The 18,807-nt window shown below is 75.7% G+C and carries 12 protein-coding genes; 3 read left to right on the forward strand and 9 right to left on the reverse strand.

Translation table 11 applies throughout. The annotated features are described in order from the left end of the window. Window positions 1-31 precede the first annotated feature (31 nt). The 5 genes from ACQPY4_RS15510 to ACQPY4_RS15530 form a co-directional block, all read right to left on the reverse strand. Window positions 32-3,334, reverse strand: coding sequence for a hypothetical protein (locus tag ACQPY4_RS15510; protein ID WP_433336831.1), 3,303 nt, complete (start codon window positions 3,332-3,334; stop codon window positions 32-34). Window positions 3,335-3,401: 67 nt separating this feature from the next. Then, window positions 3,402-6,494 (reverse strand): chromosome partitioning protein ParA, encoded by a 3,093-nt coding sequence (locus ACQPY4_RS15515; protein ID WP_433336833.1) that lies wholly within the window; start codon window positions 6,492-6,494, stop codon window positions 3,402-3,404. Then, entirely contained in the window at window positions 6,491-7,147 is a 657-nt protein-coding gene (locus ACQPY4_RS15520) for a hypothetical protein (protein ID WP_433336835.1), read from the reverse strand. The genes ACQPY4_RS15515 and ACQPY4_RS15520 overlap by 4 nt, the downstream gene beginning before the upstream one ends. Next, entirely contained in the window at window positions 7,140-7,670 is a 531-nt protein-coding gene (locus tag ACQPY4_RS15525; RefSeq protein WP_433336837.1) for a hypothetical protein, read from the reverse strand. Before ACQPY4_RS15525 ends, ACQPY4_RS15520 begins: the two co-directional genes overlap by 8 nt. Beyond that, complete coding sequence (locus ACQPY4_RS15530; protein ID WP_433336839.1) at window positions 7,667-8,899, reverse strand: hypothetical protein; 1,233 nt, start codon at window positions 8,897-8,899, stop codon at window positions 7,667-7,669. The genes ACQPY4_RS15525 and ACQPY4_RS15530 overlap by 4 nt, the downstream gene beginning before the upstream one ends. Before the next feature lie 182 nt (window positions 8,900-9,081). Here ACQPY4_RS15530 and ACQPY4_RS15535 point away from each other — a divergent pair, with 182 nt between their 5' ends. From ACQPY4_RS15535 to ACQPY4_RS15545, 3 genes are all read left to right on the forward strand, one after another. Continuing rightward, window positions 9,082-11,517, forward strand: coding sequence for an ATP-binding protein (locus tag ACQPY4_RS15535; RefSeq protein WP_433336841.1), 2,436 nt, complete (start codon window positions 9,082-9,084; stop codon window positions 11,515-11,517). Window positions 11,518-11,631: 114 nt separating this feature from the next. After that, entirely contained in the window at window positions 11,632-13,155 is a 1,524-nt protein-coding gene (locus tag ACQPY4_RS15540; RefSeq protein WP_433336843.1) for an AMP-binding protein, read from the forward strand. A gap of 65 nt (window positions 13,156-13,220) precedes the next feature. Beyond that, window positions 13,221-14,156, forward strand: coding sequence for an AMP-binding protein (locus ACQPY4_RS15545; protein WP_433336845.1), 936 nt, complete (start codon window positions 13,221-13,223; stop codon window positions 14,154-14,156). 23 nt (window positions 14,157-14,179) lie between these two features. Here the strand turns inward: ACQPY4_RS15545 and ACQPY4_RS15550 are convergent, their stop codons facing one another. The 4 genes from ACQPY4_RS15550 to ACQPY4_RS15565 all read right to left on the reverse strand — a co-directional run bounded on the left by ACQPY4_RS15550 (window position 14,180) and on the right by ACQPY4_RS15565 (window position 18,786). Next, window positions 14,180-15,613 carry an aldehyde dehydrogenase gene (locus ACQPY4_RS15550; RefSeq protein ID WP_433336847.1) on the reverse strand — a complete coding sequence of 478 codons (1,434 nt, stop codon included), beginning with the start codon at window positions 15,611-15,613 and terminating at the stop codon, window positions 14,180-14,182. Window positions 15,614-15,691: 78 nt separating this feature from the next. Next, window positions 15,692-16,129 carry a dCMP deaminase gene (locus ACQPY4_RS15555; protein ID WP_433336849.1) on the reverse strand — a complete coding sequence of 146 codons (438 nt, stop codon included), beginning with the start codon at window positions 16,127-16,129 and terminating at the stop codon, window positions 15,692-15,694. A gap of 107 nt (window positions 16,130-16,236) precedes the next feature. Then, window positions 16,237-16,887 carry a RibD family protein gene (locus ACQPY4_RS15560; protein WP_433338930.1) on the reverse strand — a complete coding sequence of 217 codons (651 nt, stop codon included), beginning with the start codon at window positions 16,885-16,887 and terminating at the stop codon, window positions 16,237-16,239. Between the two features lie 39 nt (window positions 16,888-16,926). Continuing rightward, entirely contained in the window at window positions 16,927-18,786 is a 1,860-nt protein-coding gene (locus ACQPY4_RS15565; RefSeq protein WP_433336851.1) for a hypothetical protein, read from the reverse strand. Window positions 18,787-18,807: the final 21 nt, after the last annotated feature.

Consider the following 18,807-nt stretch of genomic DNA (forward strand, 5'->3'; position numbering starts at 1 on the left):
CGGCGAGGGCGGAAGGTTGCCGCGCGCCCGCCTACTCCAAGGCGGTGAGGACGGTTCGGGCGCGGTAGGCGACGTCCGGGTTCGGGTGGGCGCGCAGCGCGCGGAGCAGTTCGCGCCACTCCCGGTCCCAGCCCGCGCGCTCGCCGTGGAGTTCGGTCAGGACGCAGGCGAACAGGCCGCCCGCCAGGTCGCCGCGCGCGGCCAGGCGGGTCGCGTGCGGGTGGACGTCCTCGGGGTCGGGCAGTGACCAGTCGTCGAGGTAGTCGGAGTTGAGGGCGTCGGCGACGCGCTCGGTGGCCAGGACGCCGCCGAGGGGACGGTCGGCCAGCGCGTCCAGGGCGGCCGCGGCGTCGTCGTCCCACCGCAGCGTGGCGGCGGTCAGCCAGGCGTCCAGGGGCTCGGGCAGGCGGCCGGACAGCGCCCGCAGGGCGGGACGCGCCCGGTCGCCCGTCGCGTTCAGGGCGGCCTGGGCGAGGGCGTCGGCGAGGCGTTCGAGCCGCTGGAGCGCGGGCAGGTCGCGTTCGGGCTCGGCGTCCTCGCGGGGCGGGGACGCGGCGAGCCGGGACGCGGCGTCCGCCAGCACGCCGGTGCCGACGCCGTGGACCGCGCACCCGATCAGCGCGGTCAGCGCGGTCTCCCAGCTCGCGGTCTCGTCGAGATTGGTGACCAGGCCCGCGAGGAACGGCGCGATCGCGGGCGACCACGAGGCCCACACCGGAAGCTCCCACAGGGCCGCGTCGCGGGTCTGGACGTCGTCGGACCCGGCCACGCGCAGCACGAGCGCGGCGTAGCGGGCCGGATCGTCGAACTCCAGGGGCCGGGAGCCGAGGAGCTGCCGCGCGATGCCGGGTTCCGCGCGGGCGGCCTCGGTCAGGATGCGTTCGGCGGTCGGGTCGTGGAGGTGGGGGCGTAGGGCTGAGGCGATGGCGGCGCGGACGTCGCGGTGCTGGCTGGGTTCGTCCCAGGCGGCGGCGATGATGTTCATCGCGTTGGGGACGTGTTCGCGCAGCAGGATGCGCAGGGCTTCTTTGCGGGCGGTGATCTTGCCGTCGGTGAGCACCGGGGCCAGGGCTTCGGCCAGTGCCGAGGGGCGGACGAACCGGACCGCGCGGCTGGCGGCGTACATCGCGACGTGCGCGTCGTCGGAGGCCGCCTCGTCCAGGAGGAGGGGCAGGACGTCCTGCGGGGTGGCGATCCACGGCGCGGCGGTCAGGGCCGTCCGGCGCAGCAGGACGGCGTCCTCGCCGGAGCGGCGCGAGCGCAGGAACGGGCGCAGCTCCTCGAACCCGGCGCCCGGCACCTGGCCGATGGCCCGCACGGCGTCGGCCCGGACGGCGAGCGTCTGCCCGGCGTCCTCGGCCAGCAGCTGGAGCAGGGCGATGTAGTCGCCGCGCTGCCGGGCCGTCCAGCGGCGCATCCAGACGCGCTCGGGGCTGGGCACGTAGACCACGTCGCGCTTCCAGAACCGGCCCGCGGGCGGTTGGCCGTCCAGGACCAGGTGCAGCAGGTCGGTGCGCTCGCGGGCGATCACCGCGAAGACCTGGTGCCGCGTGGCGACCGAGGGGTCCTTGGCGACCAGGCGTCCCACGCGCTCCGCGCGGGTGCGCGGCGGGGCGAGCCAGTATCCGGTCGCCGTGGTGATCACGCCGTCGTCGCGGGCGGACAGGGCGGCCTCCTCCAGCCCCTTCTGGATCTCCTCCACGTCGTGCGCCCGGCGGCCCAGCCCCCGGGCCAGCAGGAACGTCAGCCGGTAGTCGTTGCGCCGCCGCGCCTTGGCGAGGTACGGCGCGAGCCGGGCCACCAGTTCGTGCTCCTGGCCGCGTCTCAGCACCGTGGCCAGGCGGCCCGTGGTGAGCGAGCCCCAGGTCCCCGCGAGCTTCTGGATGATCTCCAGGCCCATCACCAGCATCCCGGGGTCGCCGAGCACGGCGCCCTCCCGGCAGACGGACGTCGCCAGCGCGGACAGCTCCTGCCGGGTGCTCCACGAGCAGTCGCGGGCCTTGATCGCGTCGTCGGCGATCCGTTCGAGACGGGGCCCGTGCTCGGGGCGCAGCGACCCGTCCGGGACGCGGGCCAGCGCGGCGATCGCGGGCATCCTGACCGGGTCCTGCTCGTTGCGGAGACGTCCGAGCGAGTCCAGCAGCCGGGTGATCACCCGGGGGTCGCGCTCGCGCCCGGCGCAGTCGATCAGCAGGCGGTAGCCCAGGGCGCGGTCGTCGGCGTCCTGCCGCCCGGTGACCTCCGCGAGGACGGGCGCGGCCTCGTCATAGGGGAGGAAGGCCAGGACTTCCAGGGACCGGCGGGGCGACTCGGCCACCCGGCGCAGCCCGAGCATCCGGCGCGCCTCGCGGTGCCGGGCCGCTCGGGGCAGGACGTCGAGGAGCGCGTCGTCGAACTCCAGCACGGTGCGGTCGACCCCGGTCATCGCGAGCTCGAAGACCCGTTCGCGGCGTCCGGGCGGGAACGCGCTGAGCAGCAGCCGGAGCATGCCGGAGTCGTTCCCGGTGGCGCGGGCGACCCGGGTGAGGTCATCGTCGCCGAGCGCGGTGACGCGGTCGCGGACGCCGCGGGCCCCCAGCAGTGAGCGCAGCGTCCGCTCGTGGCCGGGCGTGAGCAGGAGGGCGAGCATCCGGCCGGGCTCGGCGTCGAGCAGCGTGCCGACCAGGGGGTGCAGGTCGAACGGGAGGCCCGTGATCGTCCAGTGGCGCTCCAGCAGGCCGACCACGCGCGACGGCTCGTGCCGGGCGGCGGCCGCGATGCCCGGTCCGTGCCGTCCCAGCCACATCTGCTTCTGTGCGTCGGGCAGCTCGGCCAGGACGCTCTCGGCATGGTCGAGCATGACGCCCGGATGGGCGTGGCCGAAGGACTTCCAGTTGCGGACCAGCCGGGCCATGCGCGCGAGCCGCTCCCGAGCGACCCGCTCGCCGCAGACCGGGAGCAGCGTCACCGTCTCCTCGGCCGGGCCGATCAGCCGCTCGGCCACGTCGGCCCGGCGCCACCGGTGGACGCCCTCGTACGCCGCCGCCCGGACGGCCGAGGGCGCGTCGGCCAGCACGGCCTCGAAGACCTCGGGCGCGACGCCGAACTTGGCCGCCTGTCCCATCGCCTGCGCCGCCAGCTCCGCGTCGGGGTCGCGCATCGCCCGCGCCAGGTGCTCGCGGTGCCGTGCGGCGGCCGCGATGAACAGCGCGATCGAACGCTCGTAGTGCGCGCCGCCGCCCAGCTCGTCCAGCAGGCGGTCGAGATCGGGCGAGTCGCGCAGGTCGGCCAGGCGGCGGCACCGCTCCCCGAAGGGCAGCGGTTCGATCTCCTTGAGCAGTTTCTTCGCGCGCATCCTCAGCCCATGCATCCCGGTGGAAGTAGTCGATCATCTGACGCGCCGCGGACCCGGAAGGTTGGGGTCAGTCCTCCGGCGGGCGGGACGCGGTGATCTGCTCGGCGAGCATCCGGACGCGGGGCTCGTGCTCGTCGTAGCCGACCACGACCGGGGGCTCGTTGTAGGGCATGGTGTCCGACGTGCGGCGCAACTTGACGTACTGCCCGCAGGCGTCGATCGCGTAGGGCTCCATGTCGTCCTGGAGCGCGCCGATCACCGTGATCCCGTGCGTCTCGCCGATCTTGCGGAACAGCGCGACGGCCTCCTTGCGGTGCTCCTTGCCGAGGTTGCGGCCCAGCTCGTCCAGGACCAGGCACAGCCGCCCGCCGCCCGAGCTGGCCAGCGCGGCCGCGCAGACCAGCTTGACCGCCTTCTCGTCCATCAGCGCGGTGTTGGCGCGGCGGTTGTAGGGGACGTACCGCTGCCCGTCCGAGCGCCGCCACTTGGGGGTGACGCGCCAGCGCCACTCCTGCTCGGGGTCGCCCGGCTGCTCGGGCGTGGGGAACTCCAGCGTCGCGCCATAGCCGCCGTAGGCGACGTCGAGCTTCTCGAACTCCTCGGCGACGCGCTGGAGCCGGGCCCGGATCGCGGCCGTCAGCGCCGTGCGGTGCGCCTCGGCGGCACCGGCCGACTCCTCGGCGCCCTTCTGCGCCTTCTCCAGGTCGGCGCGGCGGCCCGAGAGCTGCACCTCGATCTGGCGCCGCTGGTGGCGCTCGTAGTCCTCCTGCTGGCGCAGGAACGTCTCCAGCGCCTTGACCAGGCGCGGGAACGTGGCGCGCTCGCGGTCGGTGCGGCGGCCCTCGCCCTCGGACCGCTCGCGCAGCAGGAACCGCATCTCCTCGGGCATGTCCTCCGAACCGCCCGCCTCGCCTTCGGGGAAGACTCGGCGCAGCGCCTCGGTCAGATGCTTCTCGGCGGTGTGCCACCACTCGTCGGGCGTCCAGGTGCGCTCGTCCTGGTCGAGCGCCGCCAGCCACTCGGCCGCGCCCTCGCGGGAGCCGCCCCACTCCTTCTCCAGTTCGGTCAGGGCCAGCCCGGCACGGCGGTCGGCCAGCTCGGCCGCCCTGGCCCTGACCTGGTCGCGCTCGCGCTCGTGCGCCTCGCGGCGCCCGCGCAGCCGGTCGACCTCCAGCGCGCGGGTGTCGGCCTTGGCCTGCAACCGGCGCAGCGTCTGCTCGGCCGAACCCAGCCGCGGGCCCAGCTTGGCCTCGCTGCCCGCCAGCTCCTCCAGCCGCTCGCGCAGCTCGGCCGTCCGCTCCCGGACGCGGTCGAGCTCGGCCGCCGCCTCGGCCCCGGCGAGCCGCCGCCCGGCCAGCGCGACGTCCGCCGCGGCGTCGGCCGTGCGCCGCTCGGCCCCGGTCACCGCCTCGCGGGCCGTCTCCAGCGCGGCCCGCGCGGCCTGGACGCGCGCGACCCGTCCCGTCACCGGCTCGGGGAAGCCGCCCACGACGATCACGCCCCCGAGCTCGCCCGACTCGACGGCGGCGAAGAACGTCGCGAGCGGGAGCCCGCACCGCACGCCCTCGGGGTGACCGTCGAGCGGGTCGCCGTCCGGGGCCAGCGCGCCGTCCGCCGGGACGATCATCGACCCGGGAAGCTCGCGCAGCGCGCCGGACGCGGCGTCCAGATCGCCGGGCCCGACCACGACGGCCTCGCGGAAGGGCCACAGCGCCGCCTCCCAGCGGTCGCGCACGTCCTCGGCCAGCTCGACCGCGTCCAGCAGCCCGACCGCCGCGACCCCGGCGGAGGTCAGCGCGTGGATCTGGGCGGGCGCGCTGCTCGCCCCGGCCTCGGCGGCGGCCAGGTCGCGCTCGGCCCGCGCGACCGCACCCTTGGCCATCCCGAGCTCCTGCTGCGCCTCGTCGCGCCGGGCCTCGGTCTCGGCCAGCTCGCGCCGCGCGGTCTCGCGGTCGCGCCCGTCGGCCTCGCGCCGCCGGTCCTCCAGTGCCGAGACGCGGCGCCGCAGCTCCTCCATCCGGTTGCGGGCCACGGCCTTGTCGGCGCCCAGCTTGTCGGCCTGCCCCTTCAGGTCGGCCAGCGCGGCGCCCGCCTCGGCCAGCTTCTCGTCCAGGGCGCCGCCGGTGAGCTGCTCGACCTCCTTGACGGCCGCGGCGACGGCGGCGGCCAGGCCCTCGTTCTCGGCGTGCAGCCGCTCCTGCTCGGCGGCGTGCGCGGCGTCGGCCTCGGCGGCGTCGACCAGCAGCCTGGCCTGGCGCGTCCGCCAGTGGCGCAGCGCCGCCGCCACCTCGTCGCGGGCCCGGTCGCGCCGGTCGAACGCCTTCAGCAGCGAGGCGGCCTCGGTCTCCCACTCGGCCAGCCGCTCGCGGGCCTCGGCGGCCTTGGCGCGCTCGCGGTGCTCCTCGGCGCGCGACTTGCGCTCGGCCTCCAGCTCGCGGTCCAGTCCGGTGAGCGCGGCGATCGCGCTGAAGATCCGCTCCGGGCTGATCTCGTTCAGCGGCTGCGACAGCAGGTTGGTGGCGACCTTCGATCGCACCGAGGTGGACAGGAACGACACGCAGCGCACCTGACCGCCGTACAGGACGCGTCCCAGGTCCTTGGCGACCAGGTCGCGGCGGCCCGCGCTGCGCGGCAGCGTGTGCCACAGCCGGTCGGACGCCTCCACCCGCTCGGCCTCCGAGGGCGCCGAGGCCAGGTACACCCCCGAGCGCCAGCGGATCTCCAGGTGCGGCGCGTCGACGTTCACCCGCAGCCAGACCGTCACCGCGTCCTCGCCGGTGCCGTCCTGATGGTCGAAGACCCCGATGATGTAGCCGTGGTCGGCGCTGGACCACTGGTTCTCGCCCTGCGCGGCCAGTTCGGCGTTGAACAGCAGCTCGGCCACCGCCCGCGCGCCCGAGGCGAAGCGCCACTGCTCGTCGCCCAGCAGCGCGGTGATCGCGGCGATGAACGACGACTTCCCGGCGCCGTTGGAGTCCTTGGGACCCTGCCCGGCCACCACGATCAGCGTCCCGGGGACGGTCGGCACCGGATGGGTCGACAGCCGCGAGATGTTGACCGCCTGGACGGCCACGAGCGTCCGGTCGCCGACGACGTTCTCGGAGTCGCCGCCCATACGGGGCGCGGGACCCGGCACCAGAGGTTCGAGAACGGCCGTCATGTGGTCTCCCCAGTGTCGTGCGAACGGCTGCGGCGGCGCGCGCGGATCGCCGCCGCGAGCGGTGAGTCGGGACCGGCGGCCAGGATCAGCTGCTCCTGGAGGCGGCGGCGCGCCCCGCCGGTCAGCCGGTGGAACTGCGGGCCAGGGACGAACCCGCCCGCCTCCTCGGCGGCGGCCTTGACCTGCGCCACCAGCCCGGCCGTGCGCAGCCGCCGCAGCGCGGACTCCAGCTCGCCGATCGGCAGCTGCGACCGGCGGCGCAGCTCCTCCAGCGGCGTCGGGTGCGGCGACTGCCAGGTGTCGTCGGCCAGCAGCCCGGCGGCGCGCGGGATCGCCACCGAGTGGATCAGCACCAGCACCAGGACGGCGCGGTCGCCCGCGGGCAGCACGCAGGACGGGTCGGCGCCCAGTTCGGCGGCGACGTCGTCGCGGTAGCCCGAGGTCCACTCCTTGGCGCCCGACCGCACCAGCGTGCGCCCGCCCAGGCCCAGCATCCCCTCCAGCGTGCGCCGCAGCGCGGGCTCGCGCAGGGCGGGGAACCGCACCTCCGGGACGGGCTCGGCGGCGTGCTCGACCGCCATGAACGCGGCCACCAGCTCGGCGCGGCGCTTCTCGTCGTACGAGCGCAGCAGCGGCTCGAAGATCTCATTCATCGCCGGCCCCCGGTTCGGGGAGGCGGCGCAGGAGGTCGCGCAGCGACGCCAGCGACTCCTCGGCCCACAGCGCGACCCTGGGACCGGGACGCACCGTCCCCGCCTCCTCGTCGAGCAGCAGCCAGCCCGTGTCGGCCAGCCGCCGCAGCTCGCCGGTCGCCCAGCGCCGGGCCAGCTCGGGATCGCCGCGCGACATGCCCCCGTAAACCGAGAGGACGTCGCCGACCGAGGCCCGCTCGCCCGGCCACGGCGCGTCGTCCAGCCGGGTCCAGCAGCAGCGCAGCGCCGCCGCCAGCACCCGGCGCGCCTGCCCGGGACGGTCCAGCGGCATCGGCGCGGTCTCGTACTCCTCCAGCACCGCCGGCGTGGCGCCGTCCGGCCAGACGGGCAGGAGCCAGACCCGCTCGTCGTCGGACGCGGCCGCCATCCCGGCCGGGACCGGCGCCGACACCGGGATCGACGGCGTGCCCAGCACCCGCGCCCGCGCCCTGGCCAGCACGCCCGGCTCGACGTCGCCGCTCACGCGCCGGTCCTCTCGAACACGCCGGGGGAGACCCAGGTCGGGGAGCCGCCGGGCCGGGCGGCCAGGCCGTCCGACCAGACCAGCCGATAGGGCAGCTCGGGATGCAGATGCACCGACGACAGGTCGGCCAGCAGCCGCCTGGCCGTCACCCAGTCGTGGTCGATGACCTCCTCGACCGCGACCCGGTCGCGGCCGCGCAGCACGTGCTCGGCGACCTCGCGCAGCCGCTCGACGGCCGTGGCGTCGGTCCCGGTGTCGTCCGACAGGCCCGGGTCGGGCACCGAAGGGCGCGGCGGCGCGGGACGGGGCGGCGTCGCGCGCGGGCCGTCCTCGACGGCGGTCACCACCGCCGACGGCTCGTGCCAGGGCGCCGCCGCGTCGAAGACGAAACCGTCGAGCACGGCCGCCAGCTCGTCGCGCGAGGCCGTCCGGGCGAAGGTGCGCCAGGTCTCCGGCGGCAGCAGCGTCAGGTTGCGGGTCGTGCCCGCCGAGTCCGACAGGCGCGCCGCCGCCCGCCGCGACGCGTCGCCGTAGGCGTAGATGGCCGCGCGCAGGTCGGTGCAGGTGCGGTCGAGCTCGGGCCAGCGCCGCAGGATCGCCCCGTGCAGCCGCTCGGCGCGCAGCAGCAGTTCTTCGGTGCCCCACAGCTTGGGCGCCTGCTCGCGCAGCTCCTCGATCGTCCCGTTGGTCAGCGTGAGCAGCTCCACGCTCCACAGCCGGAACGCCCGGGCCAGGCCGTCGGCGCCGTCGCGGGCCTGGCCCGGCGTCATCCGGGGGTCGGCCACGTTCAGCTGCTCCAGCGCCAGCAGCCGGTGCATCTCGCTCTGCCCGCCGTCCAGCATCATCCGCCGGACGAACATCAGCCCGACCACGCTGGTGAACGAGGCCCGGTACCGCAGCTGGTTGGGCTTGGGGAACACCTCGCGGACCGCGCCCAGGCCCTTCAGCACCCGCAGCCGGTTCTCGAAGACCTCGGCGGGGTAGCCCCGGCAGACATAGCGCATCTGCTCGCGGCTCAGCCCCTCCTCGCCCGCGTCGGCGAACGCCGCCAGCAGCGTCTCGGCGACGTCGACCAGCTCGGGGTCGTCGACCACCGCGCCGCTGTCGCGGGCCAGCGCGGCGAACATCTGCCGGTAGACGCCCAGCACCGCCTCGCCGACCAGCACGTCGTCGAAGCTGGCCGAGCCTGCGCCGGTAGGGTCGATCGCGTTGCCGGTGGTGGGGGACACGGCGAACTACGGTACGGCCACCCGGGCCGCAACGTGGAATCGGCGCCCGGGACGCGGCAAAGGCCCGGGAGATACTTCACCCGGCGGAAACCATGACGGTCCACATACCGCGATGGCACACTCACAGGGACGACACGGGATGCACGGGCCTGACAATCGAACCTAGTGGGCGCATGACATCGGTGAACTCTGCTGCGAAGACCAACCTGCCCGTCGAGCCCAACGCCTTCGTCGGCCGCGAGCGCGACGTGGCCGACCTGCGCCGTCTGCTTTCGAACATGCGCGCCGTCACCCTGTGCGGGGCCGGCGGCATCGGCAAGACCCGGCTGGCCGTGCACAGCTCGCACGAGCTGCTTCCCGACTACGCCGACGGTGTGTGGCTGATCGAGCTGGCCGACGTCCCGTCCGACGGTCCTCCCGAGCCGGTGGCCAGGCGCGTGGCCGCCGTGCTCGGCATCGCCGAGGAGGACGGCCGTCCCCTGGCCGACATCATCGCCGACGCCCTGCGCTCGCGCGCGACGCTGCTGGTGCTCGACAACTGCGAGCACCTGGTCGCCGAGTGCGCCGCGCTCACCGAGCTGCTGCTGGCCCGCTGCCCCCTGCTGCGGGTGCTGGCGACCAGCCGCGAACCGCTGCGGATGGCGGGCGAGTGCGTCTGGCGCGTCCCGCCGCTCGACCCGGCCGACGCGGCGCGCCTGTTCGTGGCGCGGGCGCGGTCCGTCCGGCCCGACTTCACGGTGACCGGCGCGGTCGAGGAGGTCACGCGGGCGCTGGACGGCGTCCCGCTGGCCTTGGAGCTGGCCGCCGCCCGGGTCAGGGTGCTGTCGGTCGAGCAGATCGCCGACCGGCTCGCCGACCGGTTCCGGCTGCTCAGCGCGGGCGACCGGACGGCGCCGCTGCGCCAGCGCACGCTGCGCGCCGCGATCGACTGGAGCCACGAGCTGCTGTCGGACGACGAGCGCCGGCTGCTGCGGCGCCTGTCGGTGTTCTCCGGCTGGACGATGGGCCAGGCCGAGCGCGTCTGCGCCGACCGCGACCTGCCGCCCGGCGAGATCCTCGATCTGTTGACCGCGCTGGTCGACAAGTCGCTGGTCGTCGTCGGCGGCGAGGTCGCGGGCGAGACCCGGTTCCGGATGCTGGAGAGCATCCGGCAGTACGCGGCCGAGCGGCTGTCGGTGGCGGGCGAGTCCGACCCGGTCAGGAGCCGGCTGCGCGAGGCGGTGCTGGAGGCCGCCGAGCGCGACGGCGAGATCGCGATCGCTGAGCGGCCCGGCACGTGGGCCGAGCGGGTGGCCCTGTTCCGCCGCTACGACGCCGAGCTCGGCAACGTGCGCGCCGTGCTGTCCTGGTCGCTCGACCGGGGCGACGCCGAGGAGGGGCTTCGGGTCTGCACCGCGCTGCGCACGTACTGGATCGTGCGCGGCCGGGTCGCCGAGTGGTCGGAGTGGACCGACCGGTTCCTGGCCCGCGCCGGGCACCTGCCCGACCTGGTCAGGGGCGCCGCGCTGGCGGGCCGCGCCCAGCTCGCCGTCGGCGGCCGCGAGTTCGCGCTCGCGGGCGAGTTCGCCGAGGCCGCGCTGGACGCCTGCCGCAAGGCGGGCGACGACTTCATGGCCGCCTGCGCGCTGGTGTCGCTGGCCGAGTCGCACACCCGGGCGGGACGCGCCGAGGAGGCCGACGCCTGCCTGGACGAGGTCGACGCGCTGGCCCGCGAGCCCGGCCAGGAGTGGAATCGGGCCTACTCGCGTATCGCCCGGGGCTACCTGCGGATGCGCGAGGGGCGCCTGCGCGAGGCCAAGGAGACCCTGGAGGCGGGGCTGGCGACGATGCGCGAGATCGGCCAGCTGTGGGGCGCCGCCCACGCGCTCATCGGGCTCGGGCGGCTGGGCGAGCTGCGCGGCGACGCCGCGGCCGCGCGGGCCCACTACTCCGAGGCGCTGCCGGTGCTGGAGGAGATCGGCGCCCGTCCCGACCTGGCCAGGGCGCTTGCGGGGCTCGGCCGGGTCGCGCTGGAGCGCGACGACCTGCGCGAGGCCAGGGCGTCGCTCACCGCGTCGCTGCGGCTCAGCCGCTCCACCGGCGTCCGGATCGACGTGGCGCGCGCCCTGGAGACCTTCGCCGAGCTGGTGTGCCGTGAGGACGACCCGCGCCGCGCCGTCGTGCTGGCCGCGGCCGCCTCGGCGGTCAGGGACGCCACCGGCCGCCACTCGGGCACCGGCGCCCGGATGGAGCGCACCCTCAAGCCGATCCGCAGGCGCCTGGGCGACCCGGCCGTGGCGCAGCTGTGGGGGGAGGGCCGGGCGACCTCGCTCGACGACGCCGTGACGTTCGCGCTCGACCCGCCCGCCGCGTCCGACGTCCCCGCGCCGCGCGAGCCCTCGGGCCCGGCCGCGCCCGTGACGCCGCCGAGCACGCTGACCGCGCGCGAGGTGGAGATCGCCCGGCTGGTCGCGCGCGGGCTGAGCAACCGGGGCATCGCCGAGGAGCTGGTGATCAGCCCGGCCACGGTCGCGCGGCACGTCACCAACATCCTCACCAAGCTGGGCTTCGGCTCCCGGGCGCAGGTCGCCGCCTGGGCCGTGGAGAACCTTCCGGAGGACGACCCGAGCCCGCCGTAGCCGCCGGCCGTCCACATGTGTACGCACCCGCGATTATTCACGCGGGGTCGAATACGCATCCGGCTGCACACTACGGCGCATGTGCGGGCGGCGACGGCGTCCTAACGTTCAGGCATGATCCCCATAGGACCCGGACCGGTCGGCACGGCTCCGCCGATGACGGTGACCCAGGCGGTCTTCGGGACCGTCGGCGCCGATCCCGAACGGAACGGGCGCCCGGCGGTGGTCGACGCCACCACCGGACGGGGCTACACCTACGCCGAACTCGGCGAGGCCGTCGGATCGGCCGCGGCCGGGCTGGCCCGCGAGGGCGTCGGCCCCGGAACGGTCGTCGCGCTGCACATCCCCGACAGCCCCGAGTACGTCATCGCCCTGCACGCCGTCATGGCGGCGGGCGCCGTCGCGCTGCCGCTGCGCGCCACGCTCCCCGGCACCGAGCTCACCCGCCTGCTGGCCGAGGCCGGGGCCCGGATGCTCATCACGTGGCCCGTGGTCCTGGACGTGGCGCAGGAGGCGGCCAAGGGCGCGGGCGTCGACCGGGTCGTGTGCTTCGGCGACGAGCCCGACGTCGAACCGTTCTCGTCCCTGCTGGCCGGGGGAGCCGCCCCCGATATCGGGCTCGACCCGCAGTCGGCCACGGCGCTGCTGGCGTGCACGCGGGGGTCGTCCGGCCCGGCCAGGCTCGTCCCGCTCTCCCACGCCGAGGTCGCCTCGGCCCTGATACGCGCCGCCGAGGCGGGGCTGCTCGGGCCGTCCGACACCGCGCTGACCGCCGTGTCGTCCGCCGATGTGCTCGGGATGAACGGGCTGCTCAACGCGGCGCTGCGGCTGGGCGCCACGGTCGTCACCTGCGCCTCGGCCGGACGCCACGACCTGCTGCGCGCCCTCCAGGACCACCGGGTGACCGCCGCGCTGCTCGCCCCCCGCCTGGTGGAGACGCTGGCCTACGACCGGGCCGTCCCGCGCTACCGGCTGCGGTCGCTGCGCACGATCGTCTCCACCGGCGGTCCGCTCCGGGCCGAGGCGGCCCGCGCCTGCGCCGCCCGGATCGGCTGCCCCGTCCGGCAGGCGTACGGCCTGGCCGAGGCCGCGGGCCTCACCCATGTGAACCTGCGCGCCGCCGAGGAGGGCACGCTCGACTCGGTCGGCCGCGGCCTGTCGGGCCTGTCCTGGCGCGTGATCGACATCGCGCGCGGCACCGACCAGCCCGCCTACCAGGGCGGCGAGCTGTGCGTGCGGCTCCCGGCCGGCGCCGACGCCGCGCCCGGCCACATCCGGTGGCTGCCCACCGGCGACTCCGCCTTCGCCGACGAGCACGGGCGCGTCTACATCCTCGGCCGTCTCGACTCGGCCGCCCCGGAGCCGCCCGCCGAGCCCGACGCCGTCCTGTCGGCGCACCCGGCGGTCAGCGAGGCGGTGCTGGTGCCCGTCCCCGACGCCGAGCTGGGCCTGGCGCCGCACGCGTTCGCCGTGCTGGCCGAGCCGGCCGACGCCGCCGAGCTGCTGGACTACATCAACGGCCACGCGCGCCCGTTCGCCGGTGTGCTGGCCGTCCACGTCGTCGACATGATCCCCCGCTCGCCCAGCGGGCGGGTGCTGCGCCGCGCCCTGCTGGAGCGGGCCGGGCTGGGGTCTTGAGCTACACATCCGGCTACACACTTCTGCGGATGTGGCGCCGGGTCCGCGCGGCGTACCGTCGGCGCATGTTCGACGGAGACCTCGGCCACTCGGCCGTTTCCGACACCACGGTGACCCGGGCCGTCGTCGCCTCGGTCCAGGAGGGCGCCGTCCGGCGCGGCGAGCGCGCCGCGCTGGTGGACGGCGGGCGCGAGCTCGCCTTCTCCACCTTCGCCGCCGTGGTGCCGGCCGCCGCCGCGGGCCTGGGCAGGCACGGCGTGCTGCCGGGGGACGTCGGCGCCATCCACCTGTCCGGCGTGTGCGACCTGGCGCTGGCCCTGCACGCCGTGACGGCGGTCGGCGCCGTCCCCGCACCGCTGCCCAGGGGCGCCCCGGTGGACGAGCTGTCACGCATGATGAGCGAGAGCGGCGCCCGCTTCCTGCTGACCGGCGGCGCGCAGGCGGCCGCGTCGCTGGCGGCGGTGGAGCGCTCGTACGTCCGGCAGGTCTTCGCGTTCGGCGACCTGCCGGGCGCGACCCCGTTCGCCCGGCTGGTGGAGGGCGGCCCCGCCCGTCCGCCCGAGCCAGGCCACACGGTCGACCCGCTCAACGACCTGGCCCTGCGGCTGTGGGAACCGCCCGCCGAGATCACCCATGCCGACCGGCTGGCCGACCTGTACCGGCTCGGCGGGCTGGCGGGCATCGGCGAGGGCGACGTGCTGGCCTGCGCGCCCGGCGACTGCTCGCCGCTCACCGCGATCGGGCTGATGGACCTGTGCCTCACCCAGGGCGCGACCTTCGTCGGCGTCGCCGACTCCGGCGTGCCCGCCCTGCTGGAGAGCGTCCGCGCGCACGGCGCGACCATGGCGGTCGTGACGCCGGACGCGCTGCGCGCGCTCGCCTACGACCACCCCGCCCTCGACGGGCCCCGGGTACGCCTGCTGGTGACCGGCGTGCCCGACCCCGAAGTCGTCCAAGCCTGCCGGACCCGCCACGGGTGGACGGTCGCCGCCCTGATCTGAGCTGTTCGGGCCGGGCTGACGGGTCACGCGGGACGGGGGATCGCCTTGTGCTCCAGGTAGGCGGTCAGGCCCTCGGGCCCCAGCTCGCGGCCCAGGCCACTGTCCTTGTACCCGCCGAACGGGGTGTTCGGGTCGAGCACGTACAGGTTGACGCCGCAGCTGCCGGTCCTGATGCGCCGGGCCACCTCGACGCCGTGCGCGACGTCGGCCGTCCACACCGAGCCGCCGAGGCCGTAGTCGCTGTCGTTGGCGATGCGGACGGCGTCGTCCTCGCCGTCGTAGGGGATCAGCGCCAGCACCGGGCCGAAGATCTCCTCGCGGGCGATCCGCATCTTGTTCGACACGTCGCCGAACAGGGTGGGCGCCACGTACCAGCCCCGGTCGTGCGGGCGGTCGAGGCCGCCGGTGAGGAGCGTGGCGCCCTCGTCCCGGCCGATCCGGATGTAGCCCTCCACCCGCTCGCGCTGCCGCCGCGCCGCCATCGGCCCGATCTCGGTGCCGTAGTCGGCGGGGTCGCCCACGACCAGATCGCCCACCATCGCCGCCAGGGCGCCGGCGACCTCGTCGTAGCGCGAGCGCGGCGCCAGGATCCGGGTCTGCGCGGCGCACGCCTCGCCGTTGTTCATCAGCGCGGCCATCTTCAGGCCCTCGACGGTCGCGGCCAGGTCGGCGTCCTCCAGGATGATGGCCGCGGACTTGCCGCCCAGCTCCAGCGTCACGGGCCGCAGCCGTTGCCCGCAGACCGCGCCGATGCTGCGTCCGGCGGCGGTCGAGCCGGTGAAGGCGACCTTGTCGACGCCCGGGTGCGCGACCAGGTACGCCCCCGCCTCGCGTCCGGCGGGGACGATGTTGAGCACGCCGTCCGGCAGGCCCGCCTCGCGCGCCCACTCGGCCAGCAGGTAGGCGTCCAGCGGCGCCTCGGGGGAGGGTTTGGCCACGACCGTGCAGCCCGCGACGAGCGCGGGCGCCAGCTTCAGCATGAGCGTGAACTGCGGGACGTTCCACGGGTAGATCGCGGCGACGACCCCGATCGGCTCCCGGGTGACGGTGACCGGGCCGAGCATCCCCGCCCGCTCGTCCTCCCAGGTGAACGACGCGGCCAGGTCGACGTAGTACTGGAGCACCATCTGCGGCAGCGCGGCCTGCCCGAAGATCGAGAACAGGATGGGCGAGCCCATCTCCTCGGTGACCAGGTCGGCCATCGACTGCTGCCGCTCGGCGTAGATCGCCGACAGCCGGCCGAGCACCTCGGCGCGCTCGGCGGGGGTCATCCTCGGCCAGGGGCCGCCGTCGAACGCCCGGCGCGCGGCGTCGACGGCGGCGTCCATGTCGGCCTCGGTACCGTCCGGCACCCGCCCGACGACCTCCTCGGTGTGGGGTGACACGACCTCGATCGTCCCGGTCCCGGCCGGGTCCGCCCACTGGCCGCCGATGAAGAGCCGGTCGTGCTCGCGCATGCCGCAGTCCCCGCAATCTTGACCGAATGCTTGCTTGGTCACCCAGCATCGCCGGACCCGCGCCGCTTGGCAAGGGCCTCAGCCCAGCAGATGCGCGTTGGGCCGCCGGGCCCGCTCGGCGAGCCCGGGCAGTTCCACGAGCTCGACGCCATGACTTCGCAGCAGCTCGGCGCCCCGTCCCTCGACGAACAGCGAGGGCTCGCGCCAGGCGAACACCACCCGCCCGATCCCGGCCGCGACGATCAGCTCCGAGCACGTTCTGGGCCGCGACGCGCGCTCCCCGCACGGTTCCAGCGAGCTGTAGAGAGTCGCCCCCGCCAGCCCGTCCCGATCCGCCAGCCCGGCGAGCGCCGCCTCCTCGGCATGGTCGAGCGGATCGTCGCGCCGTGAGAACCCCCGCGCCAGCTCCCGGCCGTCCGCGTCCACGATCACCGCCCCCACCGAGAACGCCGTCCGCGACGGCGGGCACTCCAGCGCCAGATCACACGCCAGCCCCAGCCACCGCGCGTCATCCACGAGCGCCTCCCGAACGATCGCGCCGCCACCCACCGGTGCGAACGAGCCCGGCCCGCTCACACGCCGACCACCGTGCGTCATCCGGGCGCGCTCGCGGACGCCGGGCCTCAGCCACGGGTGCCGACGGCCACGTAGCGCAGGAGGGCCAGGTCGCCGATGCGGGTGAGCTCGGCCAGGCGCATGGGGTGGGACGGCGATTGGGGGAAGACGCCCGAGCCCACGAAGCGGGGGGCCGAGGGGTCGCCGATGAGGAAGGGGGCCACGACGAGCTGGAGCTCGTCGGCCAGGCCCTCGGCCAGGAAGCGGGTGTGCATCCCGCCCCCGCCCTCGACCATCAGCCGCCGGACACCCCGGGCGGCCAGATCGCCCAGGACCGTGGGGAGCGTGACCGGGTCGCCCGCGTCGATCACCTCGGCGCGGCCGTCCAGCCGGACGGCCAGTTCGGGGGCGGTGCCCGAGCCGGTGTAGACGAGCTTGGGCGACTCGCCGGTGGTGAAGAAGCGGGCGTCGGGGTCGAGGACCCCGCCCGCGGTGAGCGTCACCTTCGTCAGGTCGGGCGGCAGGCCCCGGGCGGCGCGCTGCTCGCGGCGCGTGGGCGAGCGGATGAGCAGCTTGGGGTCGTCCTGCCGGACGGTGCCCGCGCCGACCAGGATGGCGTCGCAGCCCGCGCGCACGCTGTCGACGCGGTCGAAGTCGGCGGGGGTGGACAGCCGCAGTCGCTCGCCACCGGTGTCGTCGATGTATCCGTCGACCGACATCGCGCAGCTCAGAAGCACATAGGGTCGCACAGGGCCACCTTAAGTGACCGGTGTGGCGTCGTTGTCGCGGTCCATCGCCGACAGGACGTCCGCCAGGCCCTCCTCGGGGTCGAACGGCGCGGGCTCCGACAGCGCCTCGTAGCCCTTGCGGACGTGCGCGTGCACCGCCACGGCCGTGCGCAGCCAGCCCGCCGCCTCGTCCAGCCGTCCCTGCCCGCGCAGCGACAGGCCCATCCAGTACGCCGCCTCGTGCAGCTGCTCCTGCTCCTCGCGGCCCGCCCACGCCAGCCGCAGCAGCGGCTCGGCCTCGGTGTGCGCTCCGCGCCGCACCATGCTGCGCCCGGCCAGCCACCCGGCCTGCGCGACACCGTGGTAGGCCGCCAGCGCCCACATGCGCTCGGCCTCCTGGGGGTCGCCGGACGCCTCCGAGCGGCGTCCCGCCCACCAGGCGGCGTCGCCGTGGCCGAGCCTGGCGGCGCGCCGCAGCCACGCCCCGGCGCGGAAGTCGTCGTCCATCTCCAGGTACAGGCGGCCGACCCGCTCGATCAGCGCCACGTCGGCCGGGTCGGCGAACGCGGCGGCGTAGGCGCGCTCGTAGGCGGCCTCGGCCGACGGCAGGAAGCGGTGGATCACATGGCGGGACAGGGCCTCGCCCAGGTCGTAGAGCATCTCGCCGAGCTCCACCTCGGCGCCCGCCGCCCCGGCCCGGGATGCCACCAGGTACCAGTGCGCGGCCTCCGGCAGTGCCCGCGCGATCCTCAGCAGCCGGGCCAGCTCCAGCGCGGCCACCGTGCTGCCCGCCTGGGCGGCGGCGCGCAGGCCCGGCAGGCGCAGGTCGTCGGCCGGGTCCAGCGCGTTGTCGGGGACGCGGCGCAGCTCGTCCACGCGGTCCAGGGCGCTCTCGACGTCGTTGCCGCCGTCGCCCGGCCGCTCGCGGTAGGACGCGAACCAGCGCTCGGCCTCGTCCAGGCGCCGCTGGCGCAGCATCAGCGCCGCGAGGTTCCACTGCGAGCCCGGGTCGTTCAGGCCCGCGCCCACGCGCAGCCAGCGCTCGGCCTCGTCCAGATGGCCGCGCTCGCGATGGAGCACCCCCAGGACGTACGGTGCCGCCGACCGGGTCGGGAAGCGCTCGGCCACCGACTCCAGCAGGCGGCGGGCCTCGTCCCACAGCTCCAGCTTGTCGAGCAGCAGCGCCTTCCACACCAGCGGCTGGTCGTTGCCGGTGATCTGGGCGGCCTGGTCGTAGAGCGCGAGCGCGCCGTCCAGCAGCCACGGGTAGTCGCGGAAGACCGCGGTGTCCTCGTCGAGGTCGTGGATGACGTCGAGCGCCTCGTAGGGGTCACGGGTGCCGGCGGCCTCGTCGACGCGCCGGGCGCGGTCGCGCAGGTCGTCCTGGAGCTCCTCGATCCGGTCGAGCGCGTGGCCCGCCACCGCGTCGCCCCGCCGCCGGGCCTCCAGCAGGAGCTCGGCGGCCTCCTCGCGCATCCCGCGCCGGGCCAGCAGCAGCGCGCCGTTGGTCGTGGCGTGCAGGTCGCCCAGCGCCGCGCCCTTCTCGTACCACTGGGACGCCTCGGCCAGCATGCCCGCCTTCTCCAGCAGCCGCGCGAGCCCGAACGCGCACTCGCCGTCCTCGTCGGCGGCGGCGCGGTACCAGCGCTCGGCCCGCTCGTAGGCGCCCCGGTCGCGCATGGTGACCGCCAGGGTGCGCGCGGCGAACGCGTCGCCCTCCAGAGCGGCGGCCTCCAGCCACGGGAGCGCGCCGTCGACGTCGCCTTCGGCCAGCAGCCGCCTGGCGTACTCGACGCCCGCTTGGGGATCGCCCGATTCGGCGGCGCCGCGCAGGTCGGCGGCGGTCTGCCGCCACGCACCGGAGAGCGATTCGAGGTCTTCTCTGGGCATTTGGCCATAGTTAACCAGAGA

The sequence above is a fragment of the Spirillospora sp. CA-294931 genome (genome assembly GCF_050946795.1).
Taxonomy (GTDB): Bacteria; Actinomycetota; Actinomycetes; order Streptosporangiales; family Streptosporangiaceae; genus Spirillospora.

Excerpts from the sequence above, each read along its gene's own strand:
- ACQPY4_RS15540 (WP_433336843.1), top strand. The coding sequence starts at position 11,632 with ATGATCCCCATAGGACCCGGACCGGTCGGCACGGCTCCGCCGATGACG.
- ACQPY4_RS15545 (WP_433336845.1), top strand. The coding sequence starts at position 13,221 with ATGTTCGACGGAGACCTCGGCCACTCGGCCGTTTCCGACACCACGGTG.
- ACQPY4_RS15510 (WP_433336831.1), bottom strand. The coding sequence starts at position 3,334 with ATGCGCGCGAAGAAACTGCTCAAGGAGATCGAACCGCTGCCCTTCGGG.
- ACQPY4_RS15550 (WP_433336847.1), bottom strand. The coding sequence starts at position 15,613 with ATGCGCGAGCACGACCGGCTCTTCATCGGCGGCCAGTGGGCGGACCCG.
- ACQPY4_RS15520 (WP_433336835.1), bottom strand. The coding sequence starts at position 7,147 with ATGAATGAGATCTTCGAGCCGCTGCTGCGCTCGTACGACGAGAAGCGC.
- ACQPY4_RS15560 (WP_433338930.1), bottom strand. The coding sequence starts at position 16,887 with ATGTCGGTCGACGGATACATCGACGACACCGGTGGCGAGCGACTGCGG.
- ACQPY4_RS15515 (WP_433336833.1), bottom strand. The coding sequence starts at position 6,494 with ATGACGGCCGTTCTCGAACCTCTGGTGCCGGGTCCCGCGCCCCGTATG.
- ACQPY4_RS15565 (WP_433336851.1), bottom strand. The coding sequence starts at position 18,786 with ATGCCCAGAGAAGACCTCGAATCGCTCTCCGGTGCGTGGCGGCAGACC.